The organism is Streptomyces sp. VTCC 41912 (assembly GCF_045799175.1).
Taxonomy (GTDB): Bacteria; Actinomycetota; Actinomycetes; order Streptomycetales; family Streptomycetaceae; genus Streptomyces; species Streptomyces albulus_C.
The window spans coordinates 1-19,395 of record NZ_JBJMAB010000011.1; the positions used below are offsets into that span (position 1 = coordinate 1).

17 protein-coding genes and 1 pseudogene are annotated in these 19,395 nt (G+C 75.2%); 9 read left to right on the forward strand and 9 right to left on the reverse strand.

Annotated elements, in window-relative coordinates:
* Positions 1-75: 75 nt before the first annotated feature.
* The 3 genes from ACJ6WD_RS17895 to ACJ6WD_RS17905 form a co-directional block, all read right to left on the reverse strand.
* Positions 76-1,146 (reverse strand): alkene reductase, encoded by a 1,071-nt coding sequence (locus tag ACJ6WD_RS17895; RefSeq protein ID WP_233658257.1) that lies wholly within the window; start codon positions 1,144-1,146, stop codon positions 76-78.
* Positions 1,147-1,288: 142 nt separating this feature from the next.
* Positions 1,289-2,362 (reverse strand): aminotransferase class V-fold PLP-dependent enzyme, encoded by a 1,074-nt coding sequence (locus ACJ6WD_RS17900; protein WP_331247162.1) that lies wholly within the window; start codon positions 2,360-2,362, stop codon positions 1,289-1,291.
* 73 nt (positions 2,363-2,435) lie between these two features.
* Entirely contained in the window at positions 2,436-3,140 is a 705-nt protein-coding gene (locus ACJ6WD_RS17905; protein ID WP_233658253.1) for a DsbA family oxidoreductase, read from the reverse strand.
* A 136-nt stretch (positions 3,141-3,276) separates the two neighbouring features.
* Between ACJ6WD_RS17905 and ACJ6WD_RS17910 the strand changes: the two genes are divergently transcribed.
* Positions 3,277-3,960 carry a bifunctional 2-polyprenyl-6-hydroxyphenol methylase/3-demethylubiquinol 3-O-methyltransferase UbiG gene (locus ACJ6WD_RS17910; RefSeq protein WP_053165033.1) on the forward strand — a complete coding sequence of 228 codons (684 nt, stop codon included), beginning with the start codon at positions 3,277-3,279 and terminating at the stop codon, positions 3,958-3,960.
* Here ACJ6WD_RS17910 and ACJ6WD_RS17915 read toward each other — a convergent pair.
* Together ACJ6WD_RS17915 and ACJ6WD_RS17920 are read right to left on the reverse strand one after the other, a co-directional pair.
* Positions 3,914-4,450, reverse strand: a complete 537-nt coding sequence (locus ACJ6WD_RS17915; RefSeq protein WP_407616161.1) for a GNAT family N-acetyltransferase — start codon at positions 4,448-4,450, stop codon at positions 3,914-3,916. The genes ACJ6WD_RS17910 and ACJ6WD_RS17915 overlap by 47 nt on opposite strands.
* Before the next feature lie 8 nt (positions 4,451-4,458).
* Positions 4,459-6,036, reverse strand: coding sequence for an aldehyde dehydrogenase family protein (locus ACJ6WD_RS17920; protein WP_331247160.1), 1,578 nt, complete (start codon positions 6,034-6,036; stop codon positions 4,459-4,461).
* A gap of 160 nt (positions 6,037-6,196) precedes the next feature.
* Here ACJ6WD_RS17920 and ACJ6WD_RS17925 point away from each other — a divergent pair, with 160 nt between their 5' ends.
* The 3 genes and pseudogenes from ACJ6WD_RS17925 to ACJ6WD_RS17935 form a co-directional block, all read left to right on the forward strand.
* Positions 6,197-6,967, forward strand: coding sequence for an IclR family transcriptional regulator (locus ACJ6WD_RS17925; RefSeq protein ID WP_016572432.1), 771 nt, complete (start codon positions 6,197-6,199; stop codon positions 6,965-6,967).
* A gap of 195 nt (positions 6,968-7,162) precedes the next feature.
* The gene (locus ACJ6WD_RS17930; protein ID WP_016572433.1) at positions 7,163-7,819 is read left to right on the forward strand and encodes a hypothetical protein; all 657 of its coding nucleotides are present in this window, start codon (positions 7,163-7,165) and stop codon (positions 7,817-7,819) included.
* 114 nt (positions 7,820-7,933) lie between these two features.
* A pseudogene (locus ACJ6WD_RS17935) lies at positions 7,934-8,575 on the forward strand (class F sortase); the annotation flags it as partial.
* A 17-nt stretch (positions 8,576-8,592) separates the two neighbouring features.
* On the opposite strand, the gene ACJ6WD_RS17940 reads toward ACJ6WD_RS17935, so the two are convergent.
* The gene (locus ACJ6WD_RS17940; protein WP_407616162.1) at positions 8,593-9,855 is read right to left on the reverse strand and encodes a hypothetical protein; all 1,263 of its coding nucleotides are present in this window, start codon (positions 9,853-9,855) and stop codon (positions 8,593-8,595) included.
* Positions 9,855-10,835 carry a 5-dehydro-4-deoxyglucarate dehydratase gene (locus ACJ6WD_RS17945; RefSeq protein WP_331247158.1) on the reverse strand — a complete coding sequence of 327 codons (981 nt, stop codon included), beginning with the start codon at positions 10,833-10,835 and terminating at the stop codon, positions 9,855-9,857. Before ACJ6WD_RS17945 ends, ACJ6WD_RS17940 begins: the two co-directional genes overlap by 1 nt.
* 263 nt (positions 10,836-11,098) lie before the next feature.
* On the opposite strand from ACJ6WD_RS17945, the gene ACJ6WD_RS17950 reads away from it, so the two are divergent.
* The 3 genes from ACJ6WD_RS17950 (at position 11,099) to ACJ6WD_RS17960 (ending at position 13,661) form a co-directional block, all read left to right on the forward strand.
* Positions 11,099-11,911 carry an NAD-dependent epimerase/dehydratase family protein gene (locus ACJ6WD_RS17950; RefSeq protein WP_407616163.1) on the forward strand — a complete coding sequence of 271 codons (813 nt, stop codon included), beginning with the start codon at positions 11,099-11,101 and terminating at the stop codon, positions 11,909-11,911.
* Positions 11,912-12,055: 144 nt separating this feature from the next.
* Positions 12,056-12,328, forward strand: coding sequence for a GlsB/YeaQ/YmgE family stress response membrane protein (locus tag ACJ6WD_RS17955; protein WP_016572437.1), 273 nt, complete (start codon positions 12,056-12,058; stop codon positions 12,326-12,328).
* A gap of 91 nt (positions 12,329-12,419) precedes the next feature.
* The gene (locus ACJ6WD_RS17960; protein ID WP_407616164.1) at positions 12,420-13,661 is read left to right on the forward strand and encodes a TerD family protein; all 1,242 of its coding nucleotides are present in this window, start codon (positions 12,420-12,422) and stop codon (positions 13,659-13,661) included.
* Positions 13,662-13,719: 58 nt separating this feature from the next.
* Here ACJ6WD_RS17960 and ACJ6WD_RS17965 read toward each other — a convergent pair whose 3' ends face one another.
* On the reverse strand, positions 13,720-14,736 hold the full coding sequence (locus ACJ6WD_RS17965) for an LLM class flavin-dependent oxidoreductase (RefSeq protein WP_233658240.1): 1,017 nt from the start codon (positions 14,734-14,736) through the stop codon (positions 13,720-13,722).
* Positions 14,737-14,836: 100 nt separating this feature from the next.
* Here ACJ6WD_RS17965 and ACJ6WD_RS17970 point away from each other — a divergent pair, with 100 nt between their 5' ends.
* Positions 14,837-15,733 (forward strand): class I SAM-dependent methyltransferase, encoded by an 897-nt coding sequence (locus ACJ6WD_RS17970; protein WP_233658238.1) that lies wholly within the window; start codon positions 14,837-14,839, stop codon positions 15,731-15,733.
* 22 nt (positions 15,734-15,755) lie between these two features.
* On the opposite strand, the gene ACJ6WD_RS17975 is transcribed toward ACJ6WD_RS17970, so the two are convergent.
* Positions 15,756-17,264 (reverse strand): hypothetical protein, encoded by a 1,509-nt coding sequence (locus ACJ6WD_RS17975; protein ID WP_407616165.1) that lies wholly within the window; start codon positions 17,262-17,264, stop codon positions 15,756-15,758.
* A 208-nt stretch (positions 17,265-17,472) separates the two neighbouring features.
* Between ACJ6WD_RS17975 and ACJ6WD_RS17980 the strand changes: the two genes are divergently transcribed.
* On the forward strand, positions 17,473-19,311 hold the full coding sequence (locus tag ACJ6WD_RS17980; RefSeq protein ID WP_407616166.1) for an endonuclease/exonuclease/phosphatase family protein: 1,839 nt from the start codon (positions 17,473-17,475) through the stop codon (positions 19,309-19,311).
* Positions 19,312-19,395 lie beyond the last annotated feature (84 nt).

Here is a 19,395-nt window from a genome sequence, read left to right on the forward strand (position 1 = left end):
ACAGTCCCCTCGTGGCACTGTGCGGCGGCCGTCCGCGTTTAAGCCGGTCGACGCGACCGCTGATCTGACGTAACGTCAGTTGTCGTCCAGGGCCGGGTAGTCCAGGTAGCCGTGGTCGTCGCCGCCGTAGAAGCTGGCCCGCTCCGGGGCGTTGAACGGGCCCCCGGCCGCCAGGCGGCGGGGCAGGTCGGGGTTGGCGATGAACAGCGCGCCGTACGCCAGCAGATCGGCGTCGCCCTGTTCGACGAGCGACAGCTCCTCGGGGCCGGTGGGGCGACCGACGGTGGCCGGGTTGAGCAGGAACGGGCCGTCGAACCGCTTACGCAGCCGGGCCAGCAGCTGAAGGTCGTGGACGTCGCAGGTGTGCAGGTAGGCCAGGCCGAGCGGGGAGACGGCGTCCAGCAGCGCGGTGTAGGTGGCCTCCGGCTCGGGCTCGGCGATGTCGTTGAACGGGTTGCCGGGCGAGAGCCGCAGACCGGTGCGGTGCGCGCCGACCGCCTCGGCGACCGCCTCGACCACCTCGATGGCGAACCGGGCGCGGGCCGCGTCGGAGCCGCCCCACGCGTCGGTGCGCAGGTTGGCGTTGGGGGCCAGGAACTGGTGGACGAGGTAGCCGTTGGCGCCGTGGATCTCCACCCCGTCGAAGCCGGCCTCGATGGCGTTGCGGGCCGCGGCCGCGAACCCGTCGACGGTCGCGCGGATCTCCTCGTCGGTCAGCTCGCGCGGGGTGACGAAGTCCGTCGGACCGTTCTGGGTGAAGCCCTGGCCGGCCGCCCGCACCGCGGACGGGCCGACCGGCTCCAGTCCGTCGGGCAGCAGCACCGGGTGGCCGATCCGGCCGCCGTGCCACAGCTGGGCGAAGATCCGACCGCCGGCCGCGTGGACGGAGTCGGTGACCCGGCGCCAGCCCGCGACCTGCTCGGCGGTGTGCAGACCCGGCGTGAGGGGGTAGCCGCGGCCGACCACCTCGGTCTGGGTGGCCTCGGTGACGATCAGGCCGGCCGACGCCCGCTGGGTGTAGTACGTGACCATCGAGGGGGTGGGCACGCCCGCCTCGGTGGCGCGGTTGCGGGTCATCGGCGCCATCACGATGCGGTTGGCGAGCGGGATGCCGGCGAGTTCTATGGGGTCGAACGCGGTGGTCACTGGCGGCCTCTCAGCTGGGGGGACACGGGGCGCCAACTCACCTGTTCGAGCTGCCGCCTTGGCCATTAGATCAGCCCCCGCATCCCCGGCCACGCCCCCCTGGCCTGCGAAAACACCACGGCAACGGGGGGCAATCGAGGCGTTACGGAACCAACAGTTCGAGCGCCCGGTCCACGTCCGCGCGGGAGTTGTAGAGGTGGAACGCCGCCCGGAGCAGCCCGCCGCGGACCGCGACCCGCACCCCGGCCGCGGCCAGCCGCGGTTCGGCGTCCGCCAGCCCGGGGGTGGAGACGATCGCGGAGCCGGGCGCGGCCCGCGGGGTGAAGCCGGCCGCCACCAGCCCCGCGCGGTACTGCTCGGCGAGCGCCACGTCGTGCGCGTGGATGGTCGCCAGCCCGATCTCCGCGAGCAGCCCGAGGGAGTGCTCGGCGCCCACGTAGGCGTAGTTGGCGTGCGGTTCGTCGTAGCGGCGGGCGGTCGGCGCCGGCCGGTCGACGGGGCCGTAGTTCGACTCCCCCGGGTCCTCGCCCGCGACCCATCCGGCGTGCGTCGGCACCGGCCACCCGGGGCCGCCCAACTCGCCGCGCTCGCCGCCGAAGACGGTGAACGTCGTCCCCTTCGGACACAGCAGCCACTTGTAGGCGCCGCACACCGCGTAGTCGAAGTCGGCGAGCGGCACCGGCAGCCAGCCCGCCGCCTGCGTGACGTCGACGTAGGTCAGCGCCCCGTGCGCCCGGGCGGCGTCCCGGACGGCGGCCAGGTCGGCGATCCGGCCGTCCTGGGGGTGCACCGCGCTGAGCGCGACCAGTGCGGTCCGCGGGCGCACCGCCTCGGCGAGCGCCTCCCGCGGCACCGCCCGCACCGTGCAGCCGCCGTGCGCCATCAGCGGGTTCACCAGCGAGCTGAAGTCCCCCTCGGTGACCAGCACTTCGCTTCCGGCCGGCAGCGACGCGGCGACGAACGCCGAGCGGACCGCGACCGAACTGCCCACCGCCACCCGCTCCGCCGGCACCCCCATCAGCCGCGCGAACGCCCCGCGCGCCCGGTCCGCCGTCCCGAGGTAGTCGCGCCCCATCGTCCCGTGCGACGCCGACTCCGCCAGCGCGTCCCGCACCGCGGCGGCGGTCCGCGCGGGCAGCAGCCCGCTCGACGCAGAGTTCAGGTAGACCGTCTCGGGCGCGAACTCGTCCCCGCCCAGTGCCGTGTGTCGCTGCATGGCCCCCACTCTGGTCGGTAACGGGTCCGGCGTCCACGGGGGCGCCGGACCCGCCGCAGCCGTTCCGGCCGGCTCACGCCCCCGGAACGGCGCAGCCCCCGTCCCCGCAGACGTCCGCGTCGCCGGCGGCGAGCACCTGGACGGCGGAGTCGGCGTGCGCCCGCTCCAGCGCCTGGCGGAAGACGTCCACCGGCTGGGCGCCCGAGATGCCGTAGCGGCGGTCGATGACGAAGAAGGGGACGCCGGTGGCGCCCAGCTCGGCGGCGGTGCGCTCGTCGGTCCGGACCTCGGCGGCGTAGGCGTCCGGATCGGCGAGGACCCGGGCGGCCTCGTCGGCGGGCAGGCCGGCCTCGACCGCGATCCCGGTCAGCACCGCCGGGTCGCCGAGCTGTCGGGCCTCGGCGAAGTTGGCGTGGTACAGGGCGGTGAGCAGGGCGTCCTGCACCCCGTGGGCCTTGGCCAGGTGGAGCAGCCGGTGCAGGTCGAAGGTGTTGCCGTGGATGCGGTCCGAGCGGTAGCCGAGCCCCTCACCGGCGGCGGCCTCGGCGACCCGGGCCTCCATCTCCTCGGCCTGGGCCCGGCTGACGCCGTACTTCGACGCCAGCATGTCGAGGATCGGCACGTCGGTGGCGGGCGGGGCGTCCCGGTCCAGCTCGAAGGAACGGTGGACGACCTCGACGTCCGCCCGGTGGGCGAAGGCCGCCAGGCCGGCCTCGAACCGGGCCTTGCCGATGTAGCACCAGGGGCAGGCGATGTCCGACCAGATTTCGACGCGCATGGGGGTGACTTTCCTCGGGGGGACCGGTCGGCGACCGGTCGGGGTACGAAGCGGTGCAACCCGGCGGCAGGCGCGGTTATTCCGCAGGTGGGCGGCGTGCGGGAGTACACGGCGCCCTCGGCGGTACCGTCCCGGTATGGGCACGCCAGCACCGCACGGCACCGACGGGTTCTGGGAGACGACCGGGGCCGCCAAGACCTTCACCCACCCGATCGATCCCGCACTGCTGGCGGAGTTCGTGCCGCGCACCGCGCGGGTGCTGGACTACGGCTGCGGGTACGGACGGCTCACCGCGGAGCTGGTGGGGCTGGGATACGGGGCGGTGCGCGGGGTGGACCGGTCGGCGGCGCTGATCGCCCGGGGGCGGCGGGCGCATCCGGGGCTGGCGCTGCTGCGGTGGTCGGGGTTCCCGCTGCCGTTCGCGGCCGGCAGCTTCGACGCGGCGCTGCTGTTCGCGGTGCTCACCTGCGTCCCCGACGACGCCGATCAGCGGGCGATCGTCGGGGAACTGGCGCGGCTGGTGCGGCCGGGCGGGGTGCTGTACGTGAGTGACGTGCCGCTGCAGGACGACCCGTTCAACCGCGCGCGCTACGAGCGGTTCGCGGCGCGGTTCGGGACGTACGGGGTGTTCCAGACGCCGGACGGCGGGGTCTTCCGGCACCATCCGCCCCCGTGGCTGCGGGGGCTGCTGCGGGCGGCCGGGTTCGCGGTGCTGCGGGAGTGCCGCACGGTGGTGCCGACGCTGGACGGCCGCACCGCCGAGCGGCTCCAGCTCATGACGCGGCGGGAGCCGGCGGTGGCGGGGCCAGCGCCAGGGTGAGCGCCAGGTGGGTGGCGTCGGGGGCCGGTCGGCGGTCCGGGTCGGGGCGCCAGCCGAGGCGGGCGTAGAAGGTGCGGGCGCGGTGGTTGTGCCAGAGCACGTCGAGGACGGCCCGGGAGTGGCCGGCGGCGCGCCAGGCGTGCAGGCAGGCGGCGTGCAGGGCGCGGCCCACGCCGGTGCCCCAGTGGGCCGGGTCGACGTGCAGTTGGTGGAGCGTGACGGCGGGGCGGGCCGGGTCGGTGGCGTGCGGGAGGTAGGCGGCGGCGCCGACGACGGCGCCGTGCCGGACGGCGCACAGGGTCGGGGCGTCCGCGCGGTGCAGCACCCGGTCCCAGGTGTCCCGGCAGCGGGCGTGTTCGGCGGGGGCGTCGAAGGGCGCGTCCGGCACCCGGGCCCGAAGATAGGCGGCGCGGGCTGCGGTGTGCAGGGCGGCGATCGGCTCCAGGTCGACGGCGGTGGCGGGGCGGACCCGCGGGGCGGTGGGGGTCATCGGTGGGCCTACGCCCCTGCCGCGCGGCCGCCGGGCGGATCGGCGGTCGGGTGCTCGGGCCGGTCGTCGACGCGGCGCGGCAGCCGCAGCGGGTTGTCGTCGCGCAGTTCGGGCGGCAGGAGGGCCGGCGGGGTGTCCTGGTAGGCCACCGGGCGGAGCCAGCGCTCGACGGCGGTGGCGCCGACGGAGGTGGCGGTGGAGGTGGTGGCCGGGTAGGGGCCGCCGTGGTGCTGGGCGGGGGCGACCGCGACGCCGGTGGGCCAGCCGTTGACCACGACCCGGCCGGCGAGCGGGGTGACCGCGGCGAGCAGCCGGGCGCCGCGGCCCGCGGGGTCGGTGCCGGCGCTTTCGGCGGTGGACAGGTGCAGGGTCGCGGAGAGGGTGCCGGGGACGCGGGCGAGGACGGCGGCTGCCTCGTCCTCGTCGGCGTACCGGGCGAGGACGGTCAGGGGGCCGAAGCACTCCTCCAGGAGGAGGTCGTGCGGGCCGCTGGTGGCGAGGCGGCCGGCGGGGACGGTGAGCACGGCGGCGCTGACGGTGTGCCCGCCGTCCTCGACGGCGGGCGCCAACGGTGCCCGCACGTCCGCGAGTCGGCTGCGGTCGTGCACTCCGGCGTGGAAGGCGTCACGCATCCGGTGGTCGAGCATGGCGCTCGGCCCGGTGGCGCCGGCGGCCGCGGTGAGGGCGGCCAGCAGGCGGTCGCCGGCCGCGCCCGCGGGCACCAGGACCAGTCCCGGCTTGACGCAGAACTGTCCGGTGCCCAGCGTCATCGAGCCGGCGAGCCCCGTGCCGATCGCGTCGGCGCGTTCGACGGCCGCGGCCGCGGTGACCACCACCGGGTTGAGGCTGCCCAGTTCGCCGTGGAAGGGGATGGGGTGCGGGCGGGCCGCGGCGGCGTCGTGCAGGGCGCGGCCGCCGCGGACGGAGCCGGTGAAGCCGGCGGCGGCGACCAGCGGGTGGCGGACCAGGTCGAGCCCGGCCTGGAAGCCGTGCACCAGCACCACGGCGTCCGCGGGCAGGCCGGTCTCGGTGGCGGCGCGGCGCAGCAGGGCGGCGCACCGCTCGGCGGTGGCCGGGTGGTCGGGGTGGGCCTTGACGACGACCGGGCAGCCGGCCGCGAGGGCGCTGGCGGTGTCGCCGCCGGGCACGGAGAACGCGAGCGGGAAGTTGCTGGCGCCGTAGACCGCGACCACGCCCAGCGGGATCTTGTAGCGGCGCAGGTCGGGGCGGGGCGGGGTGAGGCCGGGATCGGGGCGGTCGATCCGGACGTCGAGGAAGCCGCCCTCGTCGACGAGGTCCGCGAAGGACCTCAACTGGTATGCGGTGCGGGCGAGTTCGCCGGTGAGGCGGGGCGCGCCGAGGGCGGTCTCGGCGTCCGCGGTGGCGACGAGCTGCGCGTCGTCGGCTTCGAGGAGGGCGGCGGCGCGGCGCAGCAGGGCGGCTCGTCGGTCGCGGTCGGCGAGGGCGTGGCGGGTGGTGTGCGCGGCGCGGACCGCGGCGTCCACCGCGTCGGCTGTGGCCTCCACCGCAACCCGCTCCCGGCGCTTCCCGGTTCGAGGGTCGACGCTCCAGACTGGTGCTGCCACCGGCACTGCTCCCGCTGCTGTCACCGTGCGTTCCTCCCGGGCGATGTCGTGGCCGCGTGAACCCTTGCCGCACACGGGATGGCGTTCTATATGCTGAACGCTGTCCCAGATGATGAATATCTGGGACTCTATGGCTGTCCGAACAGAGGGGTCAAGGGCGATGTCAGCTGCCGAGGCCGGTGGGGCGCAGGTCAAGTCCGCGGTGCGCACGGTGGAGTTGCTCGAATTCTTCGCGGGCCGCCCTGGCATGCACAGCCTCGCCTCCGTGCAAGAGGCCGTCGGGTATCCAAAGTCCAGCCTCTACATGCTGCTGCGCACCCTGGTCGACCTCGGCTGGGTGGAGACCGACGCCACCGGCACCCGCTACGGCATCGGCGTCCGCGCCCTGCTGGTCGGCACCTCGTACATCGACGGCGACGAGGTGGTGGCCGCCGCCCGGCCGACCCTGGACCGGCTCTCCGACGACACCACCGAGACCATCCACCTCGCCCGGCTCGACGGCGTCAACGTCGTCTACCTCGCCACCCGCCAGTCGCAGCACTACCTGCGCCCGTTCACCCGGGTCGGCCGCCGGCTGCCCGCGCACTCCACCTCGCTGGGCAAGGCGCTACTCGCCACGTACACCGACGACCAGGTGCGGGCGATGCTGCCGCCGACCCTGGCCGCGCTGACCGAGCACACCACCACCGACCGGGAGCGGCTGATCGAGGAGCTGCACACGGTCCGCGAGCAGGGCTTCGCGGTCGACCGCGAGGAGAACACCGTCGGCCTGCGCTGCTTCGGCGTGGCGATCCCCTACCGCACCCCGGCCCGGGACGCGATCAGCTGCTCGGTGCCGGTGGCCCGGCTGACCCCCGCCCACGAGCAGACGATCAAGGACGCGCTGTTCGACGCCCGGGACCGGCTGACGCTGGCGACGCGTCGGCTCTGACCCCGGCGGCCGAGCGGGGCACCGGGTCCGACGACCCCGGACGGAGCAGCGGGCCGGGCCCGCTCACCCGTTCTCCGTAGGCCAGCAGGACCGGCGGACCGCCGGGGGCTTATCTCGTGGGAGGAGGCGCGGAACTCCACCGACTTCCCCAGTGGCACACCTGTGTCACGGCCGCGCTTCGCGGAGGTTGTTCCCATGCGTTCCACCCGACTGCTCACCGGTGCCGCGCTATCCGTCGCCACCCTGGGTCTGGCCGCCACCGCGGCGCACGCCGGCGACTTCGGCACCATCGAGGTCTCACCGGGCATGGCCAAGGCCGGTTCCACGGTCTCCCTCTCCACCATGGGGTGTGGGAGCAGCCGCTCGGCGAGTGTGGACGCCGCCGCCCTCGGCGGCGGCACGGTCACCTTCGCCCCGGGCTCCGCCAAGGGCTCCCTGGTGGGGAAGGTGATGGTCAAGTCCGGTACGAAGCCCGGCAATTACGGGATCGGCGGCAAGTGTGCCGACGGCAAGGAGCTCACCGGCACGGTCCGGATCGGCACCCAGGACGCGTCCGCCGACCCGAGCACGAGCCCCGGCGCGAGCGGCGGTCCCAGCATGAGCATGAGCCCCGGCATGGGCCACGGCAGCGCCGGTCCGAGCATGCCCGCCAAGGAGCACTCCGCGATGCCCGCACCGGGCAGCACCGGTCCCTCCATGCCGCCCAAGGGCAAGATGAAGACCGGCGAGGGCTCCACCAGCGAGGACGGCATCGACACCAAGGAGGTCGCCGCGGGCGCCGGTGTGGTGCTGGTGGCCGCGGCCACCGGGGTCTGGCTGGTCCGCCGCCGCCGGCACGGCGGCCGGTACTGACCCGGCCCTCCGTTCCCGGTCGGCATGCCGCCCGACGGCCCCCCACGGCCCGGTTCCCCGCCGCCACCGCCCGATGACGGCGGGAGCACCGGGCGGGGGGAGCGCCGGGCCCGGATGGGCAGGGCGCAGACGGGCAGGGCGCGGACGGGCAGGGCGCGGCTGGCCGGTGCGCTGGCCGCTGCCGGCGCCCTCGCCGGGTGTGCGGTCGGTGGTTGGCTGATCGCCAGCGGCACCCGGGACACCGCGCCGCCCCAGCCGTCCGCCGCGCAGGGCTTCCCGAGCGCCGGAGCGCGCGCGGGGCGGGCGGCCGTGGCGCCCCTGCCGGCCGCGGAACCGCTGCGGGTGGCCGTGCCGTCACTGCGCATCGACGCGCCGTTGACCCGGCTGGGGTTGGCCCGGGACGGCAGCCTGGCCGCACCGCCGGAGAACAACCGGAACCTGGCGGGCTGGTACGCCGAGGGCACCCCGCCCGGCGTCACCGGCACCGCCCTGATCGCCGGGCACGTGGACACCCGCGCGGGCCCCGCCGTCTTCTACCGCCTGGGGGCCCTGAAGAGGGGGCACACCGTGCGGATCCTGCGGGCGGACGGGCGGACCGCGGTGTTCACCGTCGACGCGGTGGAGGTGTACGACGGCCGGCACTTCCCGGACGAGAAGGTCTACGGCGAGGCCGCCCGTCCCGAACTCCGCCTGATCACCTGCGGCGGCGGCTTCAGCCGGACCCGGCAGGAGTACCTGGGCAACGTCGTGGTGTTCGCGCACCTGACGGCAAGTCAGCTCAGCGGTGCGGAGGCCGCTCCGCTGCCCTGGGCCCGGCCGCCCGCCGACCGGTTCAGCGCCCGCAGCGCGCCCCGCACCGCCTCCAGGTCCGCCGCGCCGGCCAACCCCGCGTGGTAGAGCCGCAGTTCGTCCGCGCCGAGGGCGGCGGCGTGCGCGGCGTCGGCGGCCAGCGTGGCGGGGCTGCCGCCCATCCCGCCGACGATCGTGAGGTTGGCGGCCAGCGTCGTGCCCGCCGGGCGGCGGGCGAACGGCCCCAGCGCCGCGGCCCGGGCCCCCGCGCCCCCGGTGCAGGGCACCACCACGCCGTCCGCGTGCGCCAGGACCCCCACCGGGTCCACGCCGGCGTTGGGCCCGCACCGGTGCGGCGCGGGGTCGGCGTGCAGCAGCACCCGGAAGCCGTCCACCGAGGCGTGCGCCGCGGCGTCCCGCACGGCGTGCACCACCGCGCGCTGGAGCTCGTCCGCCGCCCGCTCCCGCCAGGCGCGCACCGCGCCGGCCGGCCCCGCGCCGAGCAGGTCCTCGACGGCGGCCCACTCCCCGGCCCGGCCGCCGCCGGCCGGCGGCGCGGCCCCCGCCCACACCGGCTCCAGGGCCCGCCGCACCGCGGCCGCCACCTCGCCGCCGGGCAGGCCGAGGGCGGCGTACCCGACGCGGCACACCGGGCAGCAGCACACCGACATCAGGTACTCCGCGGCGCCGCCCAGCCCGACCCCGGCGAGCTTGTCGTGGCCGTGCAGGTGGGCCAGCCCGTACCAGCCGCAGGACTCCAGCTCCACGCCCCGGGCGCCGGGGCGGACGGCGGCCTCCGCGGCGAGGCGGACGAGGTAGTCGCGCACCTCGGGGCGGGCGATGCAGGGCGCCCACGGGTAGCGGTCGCCGTAGGCGTTGCGGACGACCGAGGACGGGTGGTCGGCGCCGAGGCGGGAGTTGTGGGCCAGCACCACCCAACTGTGCACCTCCAGGCCGGCCGCGGTCAGCGCCCGCGCGGCGGTGCCGAAGGGGTCCGGGTCGGCGACCCAGTCCTGGGTGTACGGGCGCAGCGCGCGGCCCGCCCAGCGCCCCGGGTCGGGCGGGTAGAGGACCGCGGAGTGCCGGGCGGTGACGATGCGGTGGCGGGGGTGGCGCGGGGTGAGGGCGCGGGTGGAGTGGTAGGCGGCGGCCAGCGTGACCTGGTGGACGCCGAGTGCGGCGAGCCGGTCGGGGGCCTGCGGGTCGCCGACGACGTCCCAGGGGTAGGCGAAGGCGCCGACCCGCATCAGGCGCCGCTCCCGGGGGCGGCCGCGGCCAGTTCGAGGCCGTGGTCCAGGAGGCGGGCCAGGCGCTCGACGTGGGCGGGCCGCGGGTCGCTGAGCGGGGGGCGCACCCCGCCGACGGGCGGTCCGCCGCGCAGCCCCACGCCCGCCTTGACCAGCGAAACGGCGTAGCCGCGGCCCTCGTTGCGCAGTTCCACCAGCGGCCGGTAGAAGCCGTCCAGCAGTCGGGTGGTGGTGGCGTCGTCGCCGTCGTCCAGTGCCCGGTGGAAGGCGAGCGCGATCTCGGGGGCGAAGGCGAAGACGGCGGAGGAGTAGAGGCGGACGCCCAGGCCCCGGTAGGCGGGGCCGGTGAGTTCGGCGGTGGGCAGGCCGTTGAAGTAGCAAAACGGCCGGCCGGCGGCGTCGGTGCGGACCGCGCTGATGATGCGCTGGAGCAGGTCGAGGTCGCCCAGGCCGTCCTTGAGGCCGATGACGCCGGGGGTGCGGGCGAGGGCGGCGACGGTGTCGGGGGCGAAGACGGCGTTGTCGCGCTGGTAGACGATGACCGGCAGCGCGGTGGCGGCGGCGAGGGCGGCGTAGTGGCGCAGCAGGCCGGGCTGGTCGGCGCGGACGAGGTACGGCGGCATGGCCAGCAGGCCGTCGGCGCCGGCGGTCTGCGCGAGGCGGGCGAAGTGGGTGGCGAGCGCGGTGCCGTAGCCGGTGCCGGCCAGGACCGGGACCCGGCCGGCGGCCTCGGCGACGGCCGCGGCGACGCAGGCGGCGTACTCCTCGGGGGCCAGGGCGTGGAACTCGCCGGTGCCGCAGCAGGCGAAGACCGCACCCGCGCCGGCGTCGATGCCGCCGCGGACGTGGGCGCGGAAGGCGTCCAGGTCCGGTGCGCCGTCGGGCGCGAAGGGGGTCACGGGGAAGAACAGCAGTCCGTCGAGGCGGTCGGTGAGGTGGGGGGACCTCCCGGCGGCGGCCGGGCGAGGGTGTGCGGTCACGGGCTCTCCCTGACGTGCGCAGACGCGTTCTCGTATACGTTTATGATCGACGTCCATATTTCTGAACGGCGTCACGGTATTGCAGCCGAACTGGGCCGGTCAAGGGCCCCAAAGCCGGGCCGTACAAGCCGATTTGACCGTCCCGTCAAGGGTCTTGACCGGTCAGGATCGCCCTCCCTAGCGTTTCCCTCCGTCCGCCCTGTCCACCCACGTGAATCCTGGTCCGTGCGGACGACCCGCCGCCCAGCCGGAGGAGTACCACCGTGACCGCACCCCGCACCGTCCTGCTCACCGGCGCCGCCGGCGGCGTCGGCACCCTCATGCGTGCCCTGCTGCCGCCGTACGGCTACCGGCTGCGGCTGTTCGACCGGCGCCCGATCGACGGCGAACCGGACGCCATCACCGCGGAGTTGGCCGACGCGGAGGCGCTGCGCGCGGCGGTCCACGGGGTCGACGCCGTGGTCCACCTGGCGGGCATCTCCGTGGAGGCGCCGTTCGAGGAGATCCTGCGGGCCAACATCGAGGGCACCTACCGGCTCTACGAGGCGGCCCGCGAGGCGGGTGTGCGTCGGGTGGTCTTCGCCTCCTCCAACCACGCCGTCGGCTTCACCCCGCGCCCGCCGGACGGCTCCGCGGCCATCCCGGTCGACGCCCCGCACCGCCCGGACACCTTCTACGGCCTCTCCAAGGGCTTCGGCGAGGACCTCGCCGCCCTCTACTGGGACCGGCACGGGATCGAGACCGTCTCACTGCGCATCGGCTCCTGCTTCCCGGAGCCGACCACGGTGCGGATGCTCTCCCTGTGGCTCAGCCCGGCCGACTGCGCCCGACTGCTGCACGCCGCCCTCACCGCCGACGGCGTCGGCCACACCGTCGCCTACGCCTCGTCCGCCAACACCCGCCTGTGGTGGGACCTGTCCAGCGCCCGCGCCCTGGGCTACGACCCGCAGGACGACTCCGAGCCCTACGCCGCACGACTCCTCGCCGCCCAAGGGGAACTCGATCCCGACGACCCGGATCACGCCCACCTGGGCGGCACCTTCTGTACGAACCCGCCTCTTTGGCGCCAGACCTAGGCATTACTCGCCATTACGGGCGATATCCCCTCCTACGGAACCTCGTTCCCACCGTCCGGCGTCCTTGAGGGCACAACGTCCGCCGGCACCGCACCCGGGTGCCGACGGGCGCGAGCACACGACGCGAGAACGAGGTAACACACCATGGGCATCGTCAGCTGGCTCCTCCTGGGCCTGATCGCGGGCGTCATCGCCAAGGTCCTGCTGCCGGGCCGGGACCCGGGCGGCCTCGTCGGCACCACCCTCATCGGCATCGCCGGCTCCTTCATCGGCGGTTGGCTCTCGACCCGCTTCCTGAACCGCCCGATCCCCAAGGACTTCTACGACCCGGCCATGTGGGTCTCCGCGGTGGCCGGTGCGCTGGTCCTGTTGATCGCCTACCGGCTGCTCTTCGGCAACTCCCGCGCCCGTCGCTGACCGGCGCCGACGCCCGCCCCGGCCGACCGGCGAGGCGGCACCGGCAGGGAACCGCGCACCTCCCCGGACCGTTAGGGCTGGCATGACCGCTATGACTCCTGGCTCGAACCTCCCGCTCACCGCCGCGCGGGTGGCGGTGACCGTCACCGCCCCCGTGCGGCTGGACGTGTCGGGCCTGCTGCTCACCGCCGGCGGCAAGGTGCGCTCCGACGACGACTTCGTCTTCTACAACCAGCCCGAGGGACCGGGCGTGAGCCACGGCACCACGCCGGCCGGCGACACCATCACGGTGGACACCGCCGCGGTGCCCGCGGACATCGACAAGGTCGTGATCACCGCGAGCCTGGACGCGCCCGGCGCGACCTTCGCCGGCACCGAGCCGACCGGCACGGTCCGCGACGCGGACGGCGGCGCCGTACTGGCCACCTTCACCCCGCCGCAGCTGGGCGCCGAGACCGCACTGGTGGTCGTGGAGGTCTACCGGCGCGGCGGCGGCTGGAAGGTCCGTGCGGTCGGCCAGGGGTACGCGGACGGACTCGCCGGCATCGCCACCGACTTCGGGGTGAGCGTGGAGGAACCGGCGGCCCCGGCCGCCCCGCCCGCACCCCAGGCCCCGCCGGCCCCGCAAGCCCCGCCGGCCCCGCAAGCACCGCCGGCGCCCGTCCCGCAGGACCAGTGGGCGCCCCCGGCCGGCGCCCCGGCGCCGCTCGCCCCGCCGCCGCAGGCCCCGGCCCCCGCGGGCCCGCCCGCCACCGGCAAGGTCAACCTCGACAAGGGCCGGGTCAGCCTCCAGAAGAACCAGACCGTCTCCCTGGTCAAGGACGGCCGCCCGCTGCTCTCCACGGTCCGGATGGGCCTGGGCTGGGAGCCCGCCCGGCGCGGCCGCAGCATCGACCTGGACGCCTCGGTGATCGCCTACGGCCCGGACCGCGGCAAGGTCGACAGCTGCTACTTCGGCAAGCTGCGGATCCTCGACGCGGCGATCCAGCACTCCGGCGACAACCTCACCGGCGACGGCGCCGGCGACGACGAGGTGATCACCGTCCACCTCGGCGGGATCCCCCCGGAGGTCACCGGCCTGGTCTTCACCGTCAACTCCTTCTCCGGCCAGAAGTTCTCCGACGTCGCCAAGGCGTACTGCCGACTGACCGACGCGCAGACCGGCGAGGAGTTGGTCCGCTTCGACCTGACCGGCGCCGAACCGCGGACCGGCGTGCTGATGGCCAAGCTGATCCGCCAGTACTCCGGCGAGTGGGAGATGACCGCGCTCGGCTCCTTCGTCGACGCCCGCACCGTGCGCGGCATGGTCAAGCCCGCGGCCGCCGCGCTGTAGCCCGCTCCCCCGGCGGTGCGGGCGCCGGCCCGCACCGGCCGGACGGCCGGCCGGCCGGTCACCCCCGACCGACCAGCCCCGCCAGCCGCGCCAGCCGCTCGAAGGACTCCAGCAGCGCCGCCCGGTCGTAGGTGCTGGTCGTCACCAGCACCTCGTCCGCCGCGGTCCGCTCGATCAGCGCCCCGAGCTCCGCCGCGACCTGCTCCGGCGTGCCGTGGACGTGCCCGCGCAGCGCGGCCGCGTAGCCGTCCCGCTCGCGTGCGGACATCCCGTCCCCGGCCACCTCCCGCTCCACGTCCGCCGCCGGCCGCAGCGGCGGGAACACCCCGTGCGTGCGCGCGAACGCCATCGCCCGGGCCTCCGGTACGAGCAGCCGCCGGGCCCCGGCCGTCGTCCCGGCCACCGCCACCGTCCCGGAGATCACCACGTAGGGCCGCGGCCAGAGTGCGGACGGGCGGAACGCGGCGCGGTACTCCTCGACCGCCGCCAGCACCTTCTCCGGCGCCCGGAAGTCGCCGATCACCAGGGCCAGGCCGGCCCGCGCCGCCACCTGCGCCCCCGCGCCGGTGGCCAGCACGAACGCCGGCACCGTGAGCCCCTCGGCGGGCCGGGCGTGCACCTGGGGGTGGGCGGTCCGGACGCCGGTGAAGTAGCCCAGCAGTTCGGCCAGCTGCGCCTCGAAGCCCTCGGCGGCGTCCTTCTCGGTGCCCAGCGCCCGGCGGATCCCGCCGGTGAAGCCGACCGAGCGGCCCAGTCCCATGTCGATCCGGCCCGGGAAGAGGGACGCCAGGACCCCGAACTGCTCGGCGACCACCAGTGGCCGGTGGTTGGGCAGCATCACCCCGCCGGTGCCCACCCGGATGGCGGTGGTGGCCGAGGCCACCGCGGCGGCCAGCACGGTGGGCGCCGAGCCGGCGACACCGGGCACGCCGTGGTGCTCGGCCACCCAGAACCGGTGGTACCCGAGCCGCTCGGCGTGCCGGGCCAGCTCCACGGTGTCCCGCAACGCCGTGTCGGTCGGATGCCCTTCCCTGGTGCGGGAGCGGTCCAGGATTGAGAATTGTGTCGTCCGCATCGTCGAGCTCACCTCCCCTTCAACACCGCCACGCGCCCAGGATTCCGTCCCCGCGCGCCCTCGGCCCCCTCCCCCCACGGCTCACCACGAGGAGCGTCCGATGACCGAGCAGCCGCCCCCGACCGGCGGATCCGGCCGGTCCGGGCCCCCCGACCACCCGGACGGCGCAGCCCGCCCGGACCTTCCCGAGCGGGTCGCCGCCACCTACGGCGCGGAGGACCTCAGCACCGTCACCGCCTTCACCGGCGGGTTCATCAACTTCGGCTACTGGGCCTGGCTGCCCGAGCTCGCGGGCCGGCCGCTGACCGAGGAGGACCGGCTCCGCAGCGAGCAGGACCTCTACCGGTTGGTGCTGGACACCGTGGACCGGCCGCGCGACCGCACCGCCCTGGAGGTCGGCTGCGGGCGCGGCCTGGGCTGCGCACTGGCCCTGCGGGAGTTCGACTTCGGCGCGGTGATCGGCCTGGACGCCCATCCGGACCAGATCGCCCGCGCCCTGGAGGCCAACGCCGCACTGCTCTCGGCGGACGCCGGCCCTCGCCGGCTGGAGTTCGTGCTGGGCCCGGCCCAGCGGATGCCGCTGGCCGACGCCTGCACCGACGTCGTCTACTCCGTCGAGGCCGCCCAGCACTTCCGCGACCTGGCCGGCTTCGCCCGGGAGGCGGTGCGGGTGCTGCGCCCGGGCGGCCAGTTCGCGCTGGCCACCTTCTTCGCCCGGGTCCCGGAGGCGGTCCGGGTGCTGCCCGAGCTGCTGCCCCCGTACGCCAACGGGCTGGACGTCACGCACCTGGTGGACGACGTGGCCGCGACGCTCGACGGGGCCGGACTGGTCGACGTCGCGGTGACGCCGATCGGCGACGGCGTCTGGGAACCGTACGACCGCTACATGGCGGAACGGCCCGAGCTGCGCGACAAGTGGCCCCGCCAGTACCTGACGGCCTACCAGACCGGTCTGTTGGACTACTACCTGATCACGGCCGCGGCCCCGGCCGGCTGAGCGCCGGCCGGGCCGCCGCGGCTCAGCCGGCCTGCTGCGAGCGCGCCTTGAAAGCGGCCTTGCGGGCCTCCTTGGCGGCCTTCTTGTCCGGGTGGAGCCGGCCCATGGCCTCCAGCACGTCCGCGGTGGCCGGGTGGTCCACCCGCCAGACCGCGTCGAAGAACCCGCTGTGCTGGTCGCTCAACCCCTGGACCAGCTCCCGGAGTTCGGCGTTCGCCTCGTCGTCGGCGTCGCCGAGCTGGGCCGCGATGGTGTCCACCGTCAGCCAGAAGACCAGCTCCTGGGACGGCTCGGGGATGTCGGGCAGCCCGCGCTCGGCCAGCCAGACCCGGGCCAGCCCGCCCAGGTGCCGGTCGTCGAGCACCTCGCGCAGCGCCGGTTCGGCCTCGGGGGCGATCAGCGAGAGGGTCTGCTGGGCGGCGAGCCGGCGCAGCGGGCCCCGTGCGTCGTCGCCGCGGGCCGCCGCGAGCAGGTCCCGGGCGGCGTCCAGCGGGGCGCGGGCGGTCAGCCACTGCTCGGACTCCGCCTGGGCCAGCACCTCGGGGTAGTCGGGCAGCGCCGCCAGCAGGGCGTCGGCGCCCTTGTCGGCCAGGTCGCCGACGGCCGGGGCGTCCACGCCGGCGTCGAGCATCCGGGCGCGGACCGCCCAGACGCCGAGCGGGGTGAGCCGGACCAGGCCGTAGCGGGCGACGTCCTCGTCCGCCAGCGGCTCGGCCGCGGTCACCGTCTCGCCGTCCTCGTCCAGCTCCTCGATCAGCGCCTCGTCGACGGGCCGGTAGACGACCAGGCCGATCGGCTCCAGCACCCGGAACTGGTCGTCGAGCCGCATCATCGCGTCGGAGACCTCTTCGAGGATCTCGTCGGTGGGCTCGTCCATGTCGTCCGGAACGATCATGGAGGCGGCCAGTGCGGGCAGCGGGACGTCCTGGCCGGGGTCCTCGCCCAGGGCGCTGAGGAGGTAGAGGTTGCCGAGGATGCCGTCCAGCAGCTCGGCCTCCTCCTCCGGGTTCCAGTCGATCGCGTCGAGGTCCAGCTCGCCGCCCTCGGCGAGCTGGTCGGCGATGTCGGAGAGGTCGGGCGCGACCGCGTCCGCGAGCACGGTCTCCATGCCGCCGAGCCAGATGTCGAGGACGTCCTGCGGGTCGCCGGCCGTGAGCAGGCCCAGCTCCTCACCGGGGGTGGCGGTGCCGACCGCGGCGTCGTCGGGCAGGTGCGCGGCATCGGCGGCGTCGCCGTCGCCGTCGCCGTCCTCGTCCTCAGTGATCTCCACCAGTCCGGTGTCCACCGCCAGCTGCCACGCCTCGGCGGTGTAGGCGGGGCCGTCCTCGTCGGCGGCCAGGCCCAGGTGCTCGGTGGCCGCGGCCAGCGCCTTCTCGACCAGCTCGCCGCCGACGCCGACCGGGACGCCGGAGTCGGCCCAGTGGGCCAGCTTGGCGGCCCTGGCCAGCAGCGGAGCGCTCAGCGCGGCACGGGCCAGCTCCGCTTCGGAATGCAGCCGCACCGGCGGCATGGTGGGGCGGTCTGCGGACATCTGGTTCAGCTCCTCGACGGACGGCGGCTGGTGCGCCGCCCAAGCGTAGACGGAATTCTCCCCATCTCGGGCGGTTCACCTCCCCGTACGCTCCCGTCCACCGGGAGAACCTTGACAACTCCCTTGCGCCCCAAGGAGATTGACGCGCGTAGCGAGCGCCGGTCCCGCTCCGCCACTCCCTCCTACCCCCCTCTCCCCGGAGGCATTGATGCCATCCCGTCGTACGCTCCGCAGACCGGTCGTCCTCAGTGCGGTGGCCGCCTGCGCCGCCCTCACCGGCGGCCTGCTCAGCGTGCAGTCCGCCTCGGCGGCCGGCACCCGGATCCACGACATACAAGGCAGGACCCGGATATCCCCGCTGGCCGGCAAGCAGGTCAGCGACGTTCCCGGCACCGTGACCGCGATCCGGGCGTTCGGCTCGTCCCGCGGTTTCTGGGTGCAGGACCCGCACCCCGACGACGACCCCGCCACCAGCGAGGCGATCTTCGTCTTCACCGGAAAGGAAACGCCCGCGGTGGCGGTCGGCGACGCGCTGACCTTCAGCGGCACGGTCACCGAGTACTACCCGGGCGGCAAGGACGCCGGCGGCCAGTCCGTCACCGAGGTCACCGGTGCCACCTGGAAGGTCACCGCGAGCAACCAGCCGCTGCCGGCCCCGGTCAAGCTCAACGCGTCCGCGATCCCCGCGGCGTACGCGCCGGACGCCGGCGGCCAGAGCATCGAGGCGCGCACCCTCCAGCCCACGAAGTACGCGCTCGACCGCCTGGAGTCGCTGGAGGGCATGCGGGTCGCGGTCGCCGACGCCCCGGTGGTCGGCCCCACCAACACCCACAACGAGCTGTGGGTGACCGCCACCCCCCAGCACCACCGCACCGCCCGCGGCGGCACGCTCTACGGCTCGTACGCCGACCCCAACGGCGGCCGGATCAAGGTGCAGTCGCTCATTCCGTTCTCCCAGCGGCCGTTCCCGGTCGCCAACGTCGGCGACCGGCTGAACGGCACCACCGCCGGCCCTCTGGACTACGACAACTTCGGCGGCTACACCGTCCAGGCCACCGAGTTGGGCACGCTCGCCGCGCACACCCCGGCGCCCGAGGTCACCCGCAAGCAGAAGGCCGGCGAGTTGGCGGTGGCGACGTACAACGTCGAGAACCTCGCCCCGGACAACCCGCAGACCAAGTTCGACCGGCTGGCGAAGGGGTTGGTGCACAACCTCGCCGCCCCCGACGTGGTGGCCCTGGAGGAGGTCCAGGACGACAGCGGCGCCACCGACGACGGCACGGTGGCCGCGGGGGCCACCCTGAAGAAGCTCACCGACGCCATCAAGGCGGCCGGCGGCCCGGCCTACGAGTGGCGGGCGATCGACCCGCAGAACGACCAGGACGGCGGCCAGCCCGGCGGCAACATCCGGGTGGCGTTCCTGTTCAACCCGCAACGGGTGGCGTTCACGGACGTCCCGGGCGGCGACGCGACCACGCCGGTGAAGGTGGTCGACGACCACGGCCGGGCCGGACTGTCCGCGTCGCCGGGGCGGATCGCGCCGACCGACGCGGCGTGGAAGGCCAGCCGCAAGCCGCTGGTCGGCGAGTTCGCGCTGCGCAGCGCGCCGGACCGCCGGGTCTTCGTGATCGCCAACCACTTCAACTCCAAGGGCGGCGACCAGGGCCTGGACAGCCGTTTCCAGCCGCCGGCCCGGACCTCGGAGACCCAGCGCACCGCCCAGGCGAAGCTGGTCAACGCCTTCGTCAAGGACCTGCTGGCCAAGGACCCCAAGGCCGACGTGGTGGTGGCCGGGGACCTCAACGACTACCAGTTCTCCCCCGCGTTGAAGACGCTCACCAGCGGCGGCGTGCTCACCGACCAGGTCACCAAGCTGCCGGCCGCCGAGCGCTACAGCTACGTCTACCAGGGCAACTCCCAGGTGCTGGACCACCTGCTCACCAGCAAGGCACTGACCCGCACCGACTACGACGTGGTGCACATCAACGCCGAGTACGCGGACCAGACCAGCGACCACGACCCCCAGGTGCTGCGCCTGACGCCCTGACCGCCCGACTCCTCCCCCTCGCCTCACCCGGGGTGACCTTCGCATCACTCCACCAGCCCACCTCCGGGGGCCAACTGCGCCCGG

Coding starts and splice junctions, on each gene's coding strand:
- ACJ6WD_RS17900 (WP_331247162.1), bottom strand. CDS start 2,362: ATGCAGCGACACACGGCACTGGGCGGGGACGAGTTCGCGCCCGAGACG.
- ACJ6WD_RS17905 (WP_233658253.1), bottom strand. CDS start 3,140: ATGCGCGTCGAAATCTGGTCGGACATCGCCTGCCCCTGGTGCTACATC.
- ACJ6WD_RS17910 (WP_053165033.1), top strand. CDS start 3,277: ATGGGCACGCCAGCACCGCACGGCACCGACGGGTTCTGGGAGACGACC.
- ACJ6WD_RS17915 (WP_407616161.1), bottom strand. CDS start 4,450: ATGACCCCCACCGCCCCGCGGGTCCGCCCCGCCACCGCCGTCGACCTG.
- ACJ6WD_RS17925 (WP_016572432.1), top strand. CDS start 6,197: ATGTCAGCTGCCGAGGCCGGTGGGGCGCAGGTCAAGTCCGCGGTGCGC.
- ACJ6WD_RS17930 (WP_016572433.1), top strand. CDS start 7,163: ATGCGTTCCACCCGACTGCTCACCGGTGCCGCGCTATCCGTCGCCACC.
- ACJ6WD_RS17940 (WP_407616162.1), bottom strand. CDS start 9,855: ATGCGGGTCGGCGCCTTCGCCTACCCCTGGGACGTCGTCGGCGACCCG.
- ACJ6WD_RS17955 (WP_016572437.1), top strand. CDS start 12,056: ATGGGCATCGTCAGCTGGCTCCTCCTGGGCCTGATCGCGGGCGTCATC.
- ACJ6WD_RS17960 (WP_407616164.1), top strand. CDS start 12,420: ATGACTCCTGGCTCGAACCTCCCGCTCACCGCCGCGCGGGTGGCGGTG.
- ACJ6WD_RS17965 (WP_233658240.1), bottom strand. CDS start 14,736: ATGCGGACGACACAATTCTCAATCCTGGACCGCTCCCGCACCAGGGAA.
- ACJ6WD_RS17970 (WP_233658238.1), top strand. CDS start 14,837: ATGACCGAGCAGCCGCCCCCGACCGGCGGATCCGGCCGGTCCGGGCCC.
- ACJ6WD_RS17975 (WP_407616165.1), bottom strand. CDS start 17,264: ATGTCCGCAGACCGCCCCACCATGCCGCCGGTGCGGCTGCATTCCGAA.
- ACJ6WD_RS17980 (WP_407616166.1), top strand. CDS start 17,473: ATGCCATCCCGTCGTACGCTCCGCAGACCGGTCGTCCTCAGTGCGGTG.